10 protein-coding genes are annotated in these 13,987 nt (G+C 37.9%); all 10 read left to right on the top strand.

Translation table 11 applies throughout. From position 1 onward, the window contains the following. Positions 1–41 precede the first annotated feature (41 nt). The 10 genes from PLE33_00220 (at position 42) to PLE33_00175 (ending at position 13,963) form a co-directional block, all read left to right on the top strand. Positions 42–1,217, top strand: coding sequence for an O-antigen ligase family protein (locus PLE33_00220; GenBank protein ID HPS59671.1), 1,176 nt, complete (start codon positions 42–44; stop codon positions 1,215–1,217). Then, positions 1,204–1,971 carry a nucleoside triphosphate pyrophosphohydrolase gene (gene mazG / locus PLE33_00215; GenBank protein ID HPS59670.1) on the top strand — a complete coding sequence of 256 codons (768 nt, stop codon included), beginning with the start codon at positions 1,204–1,206 and terminating at the stop codon, positions 1,969–1,971. Before PLE33_00220 ends, mazG begins: the two co-directional genes overlap by 14 nt. Next, positions 1,916–3,448 (top strand): HAMP domain-containing sensor histidine kinase, encoded by a 1,533-nt coding sequence (locus PLE33_00210; protein ID HPS59669.1) that lies wholly within the window; start codon positions 1,916–1,918, stop codon positions 3,446–3,448. The genes mazG and PLE33_00210 overlap by 56 nt, the downstream gene beginning before the upstream one ends. A gap of 20 nt (positions 3,449–3,468) precedes the next feature. After that, positions 3,469–5,019, top strand: coding sequence for an NAD(P)H-hydrate dehydratase (locus PLE33_00205; protein HPS59668.1), 1,551 nt, complete (start codon positions 3,469–3,471; stop codon positions 5,017–5,019). Between the two features lie 170 nt (positions 5,020–5,189). Further along, the gene (locus PLE33_00200; protein ID HPS59667.1) at positions 5,190–5,717 is read left to right on the top strand and encodes a hypothetical protein; all 528 of its coding nucleotides are present in this window, start codon (positions 5,190–5,192) and stop codon (positions 5,715–5,717) included. Beyond that, positions 5,714–6,508 (top strand): DUF1828 domain-containing protein, encoded by a 795-nt coding sequence (locus tag PLE33_00195; GenBank protein ID HPS59666.1) that lies wholly within the window; start codon positions 5,714–5,716, stop codon positions 6,506–6,508. Before PLE33_00200 ends, PLE33_00195 begins: the two co-directional genes overlap by 4 nt. A gap of 754 nt (positions 6,509–7,262) precedes the next feature. Continuing rightward, on the top strand, positions 7,263–10,871 hold the full coding sequence (locus tag PLE33_00190; GenBank protein ID HPS59665.1) for an SBBP repeat-containing protein: 3,609 nt from the start codon (positions 7,263–7,265) through the stop codon (positions 10,869–10,871). Positions 10,872–11,232: 361 nt separating this feature from the next. After that, complete coding sequence (gene lepB, locus PLE33_00185) at positions 11,233–12,159, top strand: signal peptidase I (protein ID HPS59664.1); 927 nt, start codon at positions 11,233–11,235, stop codon at positions 12,157–12,159. Beyond that, entirely contained in the window at positions 12,129–13,253 is a 1,125-nt protein-coding gene (gene hemW, locus PLE33_00180; GenBank protein HPS59663.1) for a radical SAM family heme chaperone HemW, read from the top strand. The genes lepB and hemW overlap by 31 nt, the downstream gene beginning before the upstream one ends. Beyond that, positions 13,250–13,963, top strand: a complete 714-nt coding sequence (locus tag PLE33_00175) for a CCA tRNA nucleotidyltransferase (GenBank protein ID HPS59662.1) — start codon at positions 13,250–13,252, stop codon at positions 13,961–13,963. Before hemW ends, PLE33_00175 begins: the two co-directional genes overlap by 4 nt. Positions 13,964–13,987 lie beyond the last annotated feature (24 nt).

Below are 13,987 nucleotides of genomic sequence, written 5' to 3'. Positions count from 1 at the left end.
TGCTATTGGTTTCTTTTCTGCTGGAATATTTTCCCGTTGCGATGGGCATTAACAATATGTATTTTTTGTTTATTGCCTGTGTGTGTATGCTGTATGCCCTCATCAACAAAGATGTAATTGTTTTTAATAAAGTAAATTTTCTCCCGGCACTGTTTTTACTTACTTGGACAAGCTATTCTTTTCTCAGCTACAATTGGTCTTTTGTAAAACCTATCTCCATCGTGCATTCCGAACTGATTTTCAAAAAAACGATGCTGTTTATCATTGTAAGCATCTTTTGCAGAGACCTCACTGTGAAAAAATGCGCTCCCTGGTTCTGGTTTTTTATTGTTATAGTTTATATCGCTATCGCTATGTGGGAAATGCTTACCTGGCATCATTTGCCGCAATCCCTTCTATACAATAAAACAACTTTCGTGCCTACAGGTCCTTTTTACGGACCTAATCAGTTAGCTGCCGTTTTCAATCTCTTAATTCCTTTTATTCTGTTTTTACCGGAGATTAAAAAAAGCAAATTACTGGGGCTTATTTCACTGCTCTGCTATTTTATTATTATGAGCATTGTTATCATTGAAGGTGCCAGAATTGCTATTATCACTTCTTCCTGTATGTTCCTGTTTGCCTTTATTTTTCTCTATTCTTCACGGATGCGAACTTTGAGCTTATTGCTGATGGCTGTGCTGATTCTTGGTCTAATAATCTTTGCCAAACCCCTTGTTACTTTTACAAAAGATACATTTACCGAAGAAATTGGCAGCATAGGTCAGGAATCAAAGTCCTTCACAATGAGCAGCATAAAAATTCGCACGCGGCTCATTCCCCAAAATCTGGAAATTTTAGCTGAAAGCGGCTTTAAGGGTGTGGGAGCTGGAAATGTGGAGCACTATATGCTGGCAGGAAGAATGTATAAAACAGGCGGTATCTCCAATTCCCATAATTTCTTTCTGGAACTGCTTACCAATTACGGACTTCTTTTCTTTCTGGGTTTTGCCTATCTCTATGTAGTTTGGCTTTACAGATTATGGAGGGCAATAAAAATGAACCCTGCTAATAAATATTATTACGAAATGTATTTCTTTGTCCTGTTGATGTTCCTGCCTACTTCCATTTTGCCCAGCTCTATTATTTGGGAACATCATTACTGGATACTTTTTGCCGTTATTAACGAAATTTCGCATCCCGATAACTGGATGCCGAGGAAATATGAACAAATTTGAACAACTGGTAGCTATCGTAGCTGCCTTACGAACTCCCGAAAAGGGTTGTCCCTGGGATTTAAAACAGACCCGCGAGTCCCTGGTTCCCAATTTCATTGAAGAACTGTATGAAGTGGTGGAAGCCATTGAAGATAAGGATTACTATTCCCTGAAAGAAGAATTGGGCGACCTGATGCTGCACATTGTTATGCAGGCACAAATTTCTAATGAACAGGGTCTATGGAATATAGACGATGTTTTGGATGAAATTGTCAGCAAACTTATCCGCCGCCATCCTCATGTTTTTGGAGAATTAACTTTAACTGACGCCGATGCTGTTAAAAAGAACTGGGAACGCCTGAAAAAAGCGGAAAAAACAGAACGGAAAAGCGTTTTGGAAGGAATTCCCAGGTCCCTGCCGGCACTCATTCAAGCTCAAAGAACTCAGGAAAAAGCTGCTTCCGTTGGCTTTGACTGGCAGGATATAAAACCCGTTCTGGAAAAACTGGATGAAGAACGGGAAGAACTTGCCGATGCGCTGAATAGCAATGAACAAAGTGCCATCCAGGAAGAGCTCGGAGATATGATTTTTACCTTGGTGAACCTGGCAAGAAAGTTACATATAGATGCAGAATCCGCTTTGAAGGAATGCACCCGTAAGTTTACCCGCAGGTTTAATACAATTGAAGAACATTACCGTAAAAACGGAGAAGATATCAATGAAGCCAATCTTGAAGAACTCGATTCTCACTGGGAAAAAACCAAAGAACACTAATCTCTTCAATCGCCTGCGGTTTATCCTTATTTTCGGCAGCTTGGCAATCTTTATCTTCTTTGCCGTTTACATTCAATTCCTGTTGAAACAAGCCAAAAAAGAACAGGAATTTATTCCGCGCATTTTTGCTCAGTATATTGCCTACACCGATAGATATTTAAGAGAAGCGGAAAGCAATGCAAAATTGATTACGGAAATAAGCTCCAAATATCTGCAATTTACTACTTCCCGGGATTTCAAACAAGACCTTTGGGATTACATCAGCACGGACTTTATGCAGGAAAACCCGGTGCCGGTTATTATTACAGACCAAAATTATCAACCCCTGCTGTGGAAAAATGTTGGCTTGCCTTCCGATACTCTCTTTTATGAACTATCTCCCGCAAGTAAGAAAAAATTGGAAAACTTAATGAAAACGATGGTGCAAATGCCTTTAACTGATGATGGCAGAATTAGCGGCTATGCCTATTACAGCAAGCCAATTTCCTTTGCCGAGTTCATTAAAAATGTGGATTGCTCAATCATCGTTACCGACCATTATAAACAACCCCTCTTCTGGAGAAATGTAGGCATCCCGGAAACGGTCAATTACTATGAAATTTCCACGGAAGAACAGCAAAAACTGGCTCAGCTGACTAAAACGATGGACGAAATTCCTCTTTCCAATGCGGCAGATAGTTTGGGCTATATCTATTTTTCCACTCCCAAATCCCTTTCCTATATACGCTACATAGTTATTCTGGAATTGATTCTGGCTTTGATGGTTGTTTTCTTTGGTATCTATGGCTTGTTCTTGCTTAGCCAAACCGAAAAAGATACTCTCTGGATAAGCTTAGCCAAAGAAACTGCCCACCAGTTTGGAACACCCATAACCTCTTTAATGGGCTGGCTGGATTATTTGAAAGAACCCGCGCCCGATGGTTGTGTGCGCGATATAGACCAAATTGTGCAATATATGACTGCTGACCTGGAACACCTGAAAAACATCGCTTCCCGTTTTGGCAAAGTAGGCAGCATCACAAAACTGGAACCCCAAAACCTGGATGAAATTATCTCTGCAACCGTAGAATACTTTCGGGAAAGAATGCCTCACCTGGGAAATAAGATTGATATTCATTACATCGGCAAAATTGATGGTGTGATGGTGCTTATGGATAAGGAACTGATTAAATGGACCCTGGAAAACCTGATTAAAAATTGCGTGGATGCAATGAGTAATAAAGGCGGAAATATCATCATCACCGCTACAATAAAGAAACCCTGGATTTATATTCAAATCCGGGACGAGGGTAAAGGTATTCCTCATCGGCAATGGAAAAGTATTTTTGAACCAGGTGTAACTACTAAAACAAGAGGTTGGGGCTTGGGGTTAAGCTTGGCAAAACGCATCATTGAAGAATACCATAACGGACATATTAAAGTGCTGCAAAGTACAATGGGTGAAGGCACTACTTTTGAAATAAAACTGCCTGTCTAACAACCAAATAAGGAGATATAATGGCTTATGTTTTTACTCCCTCTCAAATGAAAACCCTGGATGACAATACCATCAATTGCTTCGGCATTCCAGCTGCCTTGCTGATGGAAAATGCCGGCAGGGGCTGCGCCGATTATCTTATTAATAACTATCCGGAAGAAACAGACGGAATTATCATCATTTTACACGGCACAGGAAATAACAGCGGAGATGGCTTTGTCCTTGCCCGCTGGTTGCATAACTACGCGAAAAGTGTGTTCCTCTTAAAAGTCCATAATGGCACTATGACAGCAGAAAGCAAACACAATTTTGAACTCTGCAAAGCACTTAAAATCCCTTCTTATGATTTGAATAAGAACTTAGACAACCTGGATGTAATTGAAAATTTACCAGGGGTAACGATGATTATTGATGCTGTCTTCGGAACGGGCTTTAAGGGTAAATTACCGGCTACTCTGAAAAAAATATTTGAAAGCGTTGAGGATACTGCTGCCTTCAAAGTGGCTATAGACATCCCTTCCGGCTTAAATGGAGCCAACGGAGATGGTGAAGATGCCTTCCGGGCAAATTTAACCTTAACTTTGCATTCGTTCAAAACCGGATTATTCCTGCAATATGGAAAATATAAGAGCGGAAAAATAGTAACTATCCCTATTGGCATTCCCGATAGCTATAACGATGCCTTTTTCACCCCTGCCATTTTGATAGATAATGCCAACTTCAAATTACCCGAACGCAGTTTTAATGCTACTAAAAATGATTACGGCAGGGTTTTAGCTATAGGTGGCCATTTGGGATATTTGGGGGCAATATCTATGACCGCTAAAGCTGCTTTGAGAGCAGGAGCCGGCTTAGTTTATTTGGTAAGTCGTGAAGAAAATGCCTATTTCTATAATGCTAACCCTTCGGAATATCTCTTTGTAGGAATACCCAGAGTAGGAAAAACACTAACTCCGGACTTGAAATTATTCTCCGATCTATTTAAAAAGGCAGATAGCGTTATAATAGGTCCCGGTTTGGGGCTTGATACTTATGCTAACTATATGCTGGAATTTGTCTTGCGAACTTCTACAGTGCCTACCGTTGTTGATGCTGATGCTTTACGGTTAATTGCAAAAGACCCCGCTCTGCAACAATATCTGAAAAAACCTAATATCCTGCTCACTCCTCATTTTGGAGAATTCTGTGCTCTGGCAAATATCACTCTGGATCAGCTCTATGAAGATACCTCTGCCGCTTTGGAAAATTATGTAAAAAAGACCGGGGCAAAAGTCCTGCTGAAAAGTGATACTACTATCTTTTGCGACGAAAAAAGAATGTTTATCAATACCAGAGGAAATGATGGACTTGCCACAGGCGGTAGCGGAGATGTTTTAGCCGGAATTATCGGTTCCTTTTGCGGACAAAGAATGGAACTTGGAGAGGCAGCTATCAATGCTTCTTACATTATGGGTAGAACAGCGGAAGAACTTGCCAAAAAACGCTACGCACCTTCAATCCTGCCTACGGATATAATAGAAAACCTGTTTATTTCTCTTAACGAAGAACCAATGCCTTTTCCGTTAGGTTGATACCCCCGTCAACAAAAACCCCCGTAATGTTGATGTCCCCGTCAACATAAACCCCGGAAAAATGCGAAATATTTATTGACACCCTTGCGCAAATATATACTGTGGAATTTGTAGAGTTATGCTCTCTTGACTATAATGAGATTTAATCAAGACAGAGCATCAGGAGTTTTATGATAATTACAAAGGAATTTGCTGATCAGTTGATCGCAATTGAGAAAAAAGCTTTTGATGGTAAAGTAATGATGGATACTTATTCTTTTACTTTGACTAATTACCTGAAAGAAAGAATTAATATGATTTCTATACCTAATGCAGAATATGAGTTTTTTCTGGAAATAACTCGCAGTAAAAAACACATTATAAAGCTTACTCTTCATTTTCAGAATACAGATGGTCAATTACCTTTATTACGGATTGATTATTGCGGAACTCATAAGAATCCGGAACAGGCAACTGAAAATGTTCCGAAGCATTTCTTACCGTATATGGGTCAATATCTTGGAGTTAATATTCCGCATATTCATTATTTTGTCCAAGATTATGACTTAAATTGGGCTATCCCCTTGTCAAAAGATGTTTTCCCTATTAAAAATATCCAATCCACTGCTGACATAGCGGAAGCAATTTTAGCTGTTGCTAAATTAGTTAACCTCCAATCTCAGTTAAAGATAACTATGCAAGATGAGGTGTTTTTATGAATCAGATAACTGCGTTGGTAGATGATTTTTATAACTTCTTAAGACAGAAAACTACTATTACTTTGGATGCTGTTACCACCTGGACAAAAATAACTACTCCTTTTCTGGGTTTATTTAACGATTCTATAGAGATATATGCTAAAAAAGAGAAAGGGAAAGTAATTTTATCTGATGATGGAGAAACAATTCATAATCTTGAATTAAGCGGTGTTTCTATTTCTCGCTCTGCTAAGCGGAAAGAAATGTTAGAGAGAATTTTGTTAAATTATGGTGTAGTTTTATCTGAAGATTCCGAATTAACTGTAGAAACTGATGAAAAGAACTTTCCCCAGAAAAAACTGAATCTCTTATCAGCAATTTCAGAAATCAATGACCTTTATGTGCTATCCAAACAAACAGTAGAATCAGTATTTAAAGAAGATGTGCAAGCTTACTTGAAAGAACTGGATATTATTTATACCCCCAATTTTATTTCCAAGGGAAGCACAGGTCTTGAATTTACCTTTGATTTTCAAATTGCCTTTAGAAATACAGAGATTGTGATAAAAGCTTTTAATACTGTAAATAAGTTAAACTTGCCCCACTTTCTTTTTACTTGGAGCGATATTAAACAGATGCGTGAACTTCTTTCAAGTAAAATGGTTATCGGCTTGGCAATAATTAATGATACTGACCGAGAAATTAAGCCGGAATATCTGGAAGCATTGCAAAACAAAGATACTGAATATATTCTGTGGAGTAATAGATACTCCAATGATAGCATAAATAAATTAAAAGCTGCTAATTACTAAAATCTATTCACTTCTAAGAAAAAAATGCAGCTTCACCGATCGGTTTATGCAAGCATCCTTATAAAAGTAAAGCCAACAAACAGATATAAAAATAGGAGTTTATCTGTTTAATTCCGTGAAATCTATATCCATCCTAAATCAGTGTGTCCATACTATATCTGTGAAATCTGTGTAATCTGTTTAATCTGTGAAATCTGTGTAATCTGTGAGCTGTTTTTTTTGTGTTTGGTCTTACAGGTGTTTATAAAATCTGCGTAATCTGCGTGATCCAAAAATCCCGTTCACCATTCCTGCTTTTTCAGGAAAGACAAGGAAATAGGCATTTTATCTCTTAGAAAAAAATTTTACTTTGGCAACCATCTTTCTTATATGAAGTTACTTTCAGCTCACATATCAAAATTGATAGATTATAGCGGTTGGGGTGTTGAATAAATTCCACCATTCTAAAGCAGAACTTTATTACATCACAATGCATTACAACATATTATTCCCTTGTTACCTGAAGCTTGATATTCTGATTTATATATTTTTTGAATAATCGTGCTTGACATAAATCCACAATTTGTAAAAAGGAAATCTTGTAGAGTATTTTAAATTAGGTATAATTCCTGAATATGTGGAAACTTGCTATGTAAATAGCTGATAGCGTAGAGACAAATTTTTTTGTTTTGTCCAAACTATAATAGAAAGAGGAGTTCTTACTATTATGAAAACTATGAACCCAATGAAGAAATATTAAGGCAAGGAGGAAAAGATGAAAAAGGCAATTCTACTATCAGTTTTACTGTTTTTTTCAATAATGCTTTTTAGTGAATATCAACCATGGATATGGACAACTCAAGCAGGAGAACAAAATTTAGATGAGGGTTATAGTGTAGCTTTTGATTCATACGGAAATAGCTATATAACCGGTAATTTTAAAGGTAGTATTAGATTTGGAAATACAAGATTAATTAGTAAAGGATACCAGGATATCTTTGTTGCTAAAATGGATAGCCAGGGTAATTTTGTATGGATTAAACAAGCCGGAGGAACATCAGGAACATCTGAAAATTCCCTTAATTTTGGCTATAGTATTGCTGTAACTTCATCGGGTATAAGTTATATTACCGGAAGTTTTTTAGGTATTTCCACTTTTGGTTCTACTACTCTTACGAGTACCGCATATTATGATATTTTTGTTGCCAAACTTGATAGCAATGGCAATTGGCTTTGGGCAAAACAAGCTGGAGGAAATGACATAGATATCAGCTATGGCATTGCTATTGATAGTGATGGAAATAGTTATATCACCGGGAATTATTTTAGTAGCAGTATTACTTTTGGTAATACTACTCTATATAACAATAGATATAGTGACATCTTTGTCGCTAAAATGAATAGTAGTGGTAACTGGCTTTGGGCAAAACAAATAGGTGGAGATAACTTTGATTCCGGTTATGGAATTATAGTTGATAGTAATAAAAATATTTTTGTAACTGGGAATTTCTCAAGTTCAAGCATTACCTTCGGTAATATCACATTAAATAACACCCAAAGTGGTGAAAGTGATATTTTTGTCGCTATGCTTAACAGTTCAGGGATCTGGAGTTGGGCAACTCAAGCTGGGGGAACAAAAACTGATGTAAGTAATAGCATCGCAATTGATAGCAGTGGTAATAGCTATATTACAGGAATTTTCTATAGTGGCAGCATTACTTTTGGTTCTATTACTTTAAATAATAGCGGCAATGGAGATATATTTGTTGCCAAACTAAATAGTAGCGGAAGTTGGCTTTGGGCAAAACAAACCGGAGGGACAGGTTATGATGAAGCAAATGGAATTTCTATTGATCCGAGCGGCAATAGCTATCTTACCGGTTCTTATGAAAATAGCATTTACTTTGATTCATCTCTTCTAACCAGCAGTGGAGATAAAGACATTTTTATAGCTAAACTGGATAGCAGCGGTAATTGGCTCTGGGAAAAAAAAGCCGGTGGAGCACTTGAAGATACAGGTATGGACATTGCTATTGATACTAATGGATATTGCTTTATTACCGGTTATTTTCTGAGTACAAATATTAATTTCGGGAATACTATCTTAAATAACAGCAATAACCAAAATCCTGACCTTTATATATCTATGCTTGATAGCAGCGGTAATTGGCAATGGACAAAACAAGCACAAGGGAGCAGTAATGTTACCGCGCGATGCATTGTAACTGATAATAACGGAAATAGTTATATATCGGGTAATTTTATAACCAAAAGTTTAACTTTGGGCTCTACTACCTTAACAAACAGCGGACAATCTGACATCTTTGTCGCTAAAATGAATAGTAATGGTAACTGGCTTTGGGCAAAGCAAGCCGGAGGCACAAGTTATTATACTTGTAATGATATTGTAATGGATAATAGCGGTAACATTTATATTACCGGTAATTTTGGGAGTAGTATTACTTTTGGCACTACTCCCCCCACAATCTTGACCAGTAACGGAGCTGGGGATATTTTTATAGCTAAGATGGACAGCAACGGAAACTGGCTCTGGGGAAAAAGTGCAGGAGGTGCCGAAGGTGGTTTTTGTTATGGACTTGCTGTAGATTCCAATGAGAACTGCTATGTTACAGGATGTTTTGATAGTAATATCACTTTTGGAAGCACTACTCTGACAGGACAGGCAGATGAAGATATATTTATAGCTAAGATGGACAATAACGGTAACTGGCTCTGGGCAAAGAAAGCTGGAGGACCTGTTGATAATGTCGGTTATAGCGTTGCAGTAGATAATGACGGTAACTGCTATGCTTGTGGTTATTTTATGGAAAGTGCTACATTTGGAAATTACACTGTAACAAGTAACACAGGAGATGGCAGCTATGTTGCTAAGCTGGATAGTAACGGTAACTGGCTTTGGGTAGCTTCAGCTAATACGCCTACCCCTGATGGATTTGCTGTGGATAACAATGGAAACAGCTATGTTGCAGGTAGTTTTTATCATAGCGCTACCTTCGGCACTATTACCTTGACCAGCAGTAACTATTGGGATATCTTTGTTGCCAAGCTGGATAGCAACGGTAACTGGCTTTGGGTAAAACAAGCCGGAGGCACAGTTCGTGATTATTGTAGTGGTCTTACTATTGATGATAGCGGAAACAGTTTTATTAGCGGTTATTTTTCCAGCAGTGCTACTTTTGGTAATACTACTTTAACCAGCAGAGGGAAGGACGATATCTTTGTTGCCAGGTTGGATAGTAACGGTAATTGGATTTGGATTAACCAAGCCGGAGGGACAAGTAATGATGGTGGATATGACATTGCTGTAGATACTAATGGAAATAATTATATTGTAGGAAATTTTTTCGGTAATGCAACTTTCGGTAATACCACTTTAACATGCAATGGATATGATAACATCTATGTAGCCAAATTGCGTATGCCTTATTTTCTTAATAACATTCCTGTAGTTGAACAAGGAATTTCTGTTACAGTATCAGGTGGAGATGCCGATAAAGGTGTAATAAATGATGATTTCCCTCCTGTGCCTAATCCCAATGTAACTTATTCCAAATATAACTTTGTTTTAGATAATAGTATTTCCAATTGGACTATTACTTTCCAAACAACTTCCGATTATGGAGCTTATTATCAAAATAGTGCCTGGCATATAATTTATGGTGATGAGGAGAAGATAAGTTTTTCTATAACATTTAGTGGAACTAAGGGAACAGTGGAGATTCCAATTATTATTGCTCAGCAAGATAATACTTTACCCGTTGTATTATCTTCTTTTAATGCTTCTGTCAATTCTCAGTATGGTATAAATTTGCTGTGGGCGACTCAATCGGAAACCAATGTGAACGGTTATTATTTGCTTCGTGCAACCATTGACGACCTTTCTCAAGCAACAGTTATTAGTCCTTTAATTCAAGCTACCAATACTTCTCAACAACAAGTGTATTTATTCACCGATAAAGATATTTATGTAGCTGGGATGTATTATTACTGGCTGGAAATACAAGATTATAATGCCTCTAATAGTTATTACGGCTCAAGATGTATCTATTTTGAGGGAGCACACAATAGTACCCCGGCATATCAGTTAATTACAGGAATCCGTTCTATCTATCCTAATCCTTTCAATCCTTCTACTACTATTGGTTATGAACTAAGTAAAAAAGCTGAAGTAAAAATAGAAATATACAATGACCGCGGTCAAAGAATCCAAACTTTTACCTTAGGACAAAAAGATAAGGGCAGATATAAACTTATCTGGGAAGGTAAGGATAAAAATAACAGCAATTGCGGAAGTGGAATCTATTTCATAAAAATGCTGGTAGATAAAGAGAGCTATATGCAGAAAGTAACCTTGCTAAAATGAATACCAAAAATGAAATCCTGGATTGTAACTTCCATTAGATTAATTATCTCTGGATTCCTCCTTACGCAGGAGTGACGAGGGAATTTTGGACTAAATAAAGATATGCCTTCTTTCGGTATGCCGGCGTTTACTATAACGAACTATTCTTTTTTTTTGGAAGGATATATAATCCAGTGTAATCTGTGTAATCTGTGTAATCTGTGTAATCTGTGAGCTGTTTTTTTGTGTCTGGTCTTACAGGTGTTTCTAAAATCTGCGTAATCTGCGTGATCCAACAATCCCGTTCACCATTTTGCTTGACACAAACAACTCTTTCAGAGGTTGGTAATGAAATTGCAGATAAAGAAAAGGATATTACTTGATGAAGGATAAAATCAATCCCCGGCGTGATAAAACAAAATCTGATACTCTACCTTACACTTTAACCCCTCTTCCTGGGGAGAAAAAGTTTCATAAACGCAAACCCGGTTTGCAGGACTGGGTAGAAGCAATTCTTTTTGCTTTTGTGGTGGCAATGATCATCCGCAATTATACTTTTGAGAATTTTCTAATTCCTTCTTCTTCTATGGAGAAGACCCTTTTAGTGGGTGATTATCTTGTTGCCAATAAGATAAAGTATTTTTTCAATACTCCCAAGCAAGGTGAAATTGTCACTTTTCGTTATCCTAAAATTGAGGAAGGCACTCCTGAATATGAGGATTCCAAGAATGATTTTATCAAAATCTTTCCCCCTCTCTACATCAACAAAAAGAATAGTTTTTCCAAGCATCCTTTCACTGCCTTTCATATTTGCTATTATGCACGCAGAAATGTAGTTAAAAGGATTATCGGAATGCCCGGGGATATTGTGGAAATTAAGAATAAAATTGTGTATGTAAACGGCAAGGAATACACCCGCGGGTTTGAAAATTACGGAGTAGCTATTCCCAGCCCACCTGCAGCTCCGGAGCGCATTGAAGATTTCACTTATCCGGAAAATAGTTTTGATTATGTTTCAATGAACCCCTGGTATGAGCCCTACAGAGTAAGAATTGCAGGTGATACCACTGCTGTGCGGAAAGTTTTTAACCGGGACTGGTTTGGTCCTATAAAAGTTCCGGAAAAGAGTTATTTTGTAATGGGCGATAATCGTGATGTTAGTGAAGACAGTCGTTATTGGGGTTTTCTGGAAAGAAAATATATTACGGGAACACCCTGGCTGATCTTTTTCAGTAAAGGCATTGAATTTAATAAGCTTTATGACGAACCGCATATTAGATGGAACAGGATTTTCCGTCATCCGCATTAGGATTGTATCTTCATCTTCCATTTTGTCTCAGTCGTTGTGGATATTGCAGCTTTTTCAGTGTGCCTTACCGTAAAAGTGCGCTGGATGAATATGTTGTTTATCTGAACAAGGAAAAAGCCCTTTACCAACGCCAATTAGAATGTCCTGTCGCTACTGTTTATTTTGGTGGTGGAACTCCATCTTTACTAATAGCAGAGCAGATTAGGCAGCTATTAAGCGGCTTGAATTTGCTCCCCGAGGCAGAAATTACCTTGGAAATCAATCCTTTACAAATAACGGAGCCCTATCTTCAAGCACTTAACACAACCCCTGTCAATCGTTTATCCATCGGAGTACAAAGTATGAATCCAGAAGAATTACATTGGTTGGACAGGCATCATAAACCGGAACAAATTAAGGAAAAAATAGCTCTCTGTCGCCAGTTTGGCTATCGGAATATTTCGTTAGACCTTATTTACGGTTTGCCCGATAGTTCTGTCCCATCCTTGCAAAGGACAGTGGAAAAATATCTTACGCTAAAACCGGAACATATTTCCTGCTACTTATTAACTCTGGATAATGATTGTCTGAAAGCGAAAGATAAGGCCTTCTTACCGGATGACGAAAAACAGGCAGAACAATATGAATACATTTGCAGCCGTTTAAAGCAAGAGGGTTATGAGCACTATGAAATTTCCAATTTTGCGCTTTCAGGTTATGCTTCTCAACACAACTTAAGATATTGGCATAGTGATGATTACTTAGCTTTAGGTGCTTCTGCTGCAGGTTGGATTTCCCCCTGCCGTTATCAAAATCCCGCAGACCTGAATCTCTATTATCAAGGCGTAGATAAAGGTGCAGCATTTCCTCAGAAAGAAGAACTTTCCGAACAAAGAATTGTTCAGGACTATCTTATGATGGGTTTGCGTTTGAAGGAAGGCATTGCTCTGGATGAATTTAACAACCGTTTCCGGTTTAAGCTTCCAGAGCTGTATGGAGAAAAGATAGCTAAGCTGCAAAAAATAGGTATGCTGAATTTAACGGAGCATAATTTGGCATTAACTGAAAAGGCATTATTTGTTTCCAACAGCGTTATCGGGGATTTAATTCTATGACCTTGAATGAATTGCGTTTGTTTTTAAAGGAACTTATCCAGGATAGCGAATTTGCCGACAAAAGTTATTTTGCCGGTGGATGCGTGCGGGACTATGTTTTAAACCCCGCTGCCGTTATAATAGGTGATGTAGATATTTGCGTGGAGCTTTCAGAAGGAGGAATTGCCCTTGCCCGTTTTTTGCAGAACCGCTTGCAGGCAAGGGAATTAGTTATCCATAAAAGTTTTGGAACTGCCTCTTTACACTACCAAAACCTGCAACTGGAATTTGTAGCTACCCGGAAAGAACAATATTTTTCCCATAGCCGTTATCCGAAAGTTGAATTTGGAACCTTAACCGATGATGTTCTCAGAAGGGATTTTACAATAAATGCTTTGCTGATTTCTATTGCCACAGGTGAAATTCTGGATTTATGCGGCAAAGGACTAAGCGATTTGAAAAACGGAATAATCCGCACCGTAAAAGATGCGAACCTAAGCTTTACAGAAGACCCTTTACGAATGCTAAGAGCTCTGCAATTTGCCTTGCGCTTCAATTTTACTATTGAAGAAAACACTTTAACCGCAATGCGGAAAAATGCTCCTGCCCTTAAAATTCTTTCCCGTAAAGCCATTGAGCGCGAACTGCATAAAATTCCGGAAAGCAAAAAAAGCGAAGTAAAACAGCTGATTGATAACCTGGGATGGGAAATAACCTCATTAGCGTTTTAACCATCCAGTTATATTATCCAAACT

It is taken from the genome of Candidatus Cloacimonas sp. (assembly GCA_035403355.1).
Taxonomy (GTDB): Bacteria; Cloacimonadota; Cloacimonadia; order Cloacimonadales; family Cloacimonadaceae; genus Cloacimonas.
Note: the sequence above shows the minus strand (reverse complement) of the source record. Positions and strands in the feature narration are given on the sequence as shown.

Bases quoted from the DNA above. Each gene is read 5' to 3' on its own strand.
- PLE33_00220 (HPS59671.1), top strand. From the start codon at position 42: ATGGGCATTAACAATATGTATTTTTTGTTTATTGCCTGTGTGTGTATG.
- mazG (HPS59670.1), top strand. From the start codon at position 1,204: ATGAACAAATTTGAACAACTGGTAGCTATCGTAGCTGCCTTACGAACT.
- PLE33_00210 (HPS59669.1), top strand. From the start codon at position 1,916: ATGAAGCCAATCTTGAAGAACTCGATTCTCACTGGGAAAAAACCAAAG.
- PLE33_00205 (HPS59668.1), top strand. From the start codon at position 3,469: ATGGCTTATGTTTTTACTCCCTCTCAAATGAAAACCCTGGATGACAAT.
- PLE33_00200 (HPS59667.1), top strand. From the start codon at position 5,190: ATGATAATTACAAAGGAATTTGCTGATCAGTTGATCGCAATTGAGAAA.
- PLE33_00195 (HPS59666.1), top strand. From the start codon at position 5,714: ATGAATCAGATAACTGCGTTGGTAGATGATTTTTATAACTTCTTAAGA.
- PLE33_00190 (HPS59665.1), top strand. From the start codon at position 7,263: ATGAAAAAGGCAATTCTACTATCAGTTTTACTGTTTTTTTCAATAATG.
- lepB (HPS59664.1), top strand. From the start codon at position 11,233: ATGAAGGATAAAATCAATCCCCGGCGTGATAAAACAAAATCTGATACT.
- hemW (HPS59663.1), top strand. From the start codon at position 12,129: ATGGAACAGGATTTTCCGTCATCCGCATTAGGATTGTATCTTCATCTT.
- PLE33_00175 (HPS59662.1), top strand. From the start codon at position 13,250: ATGACCTTGAATGAATTGCGTTTGTTTTTAAAGGAACTTATCCAGGAT.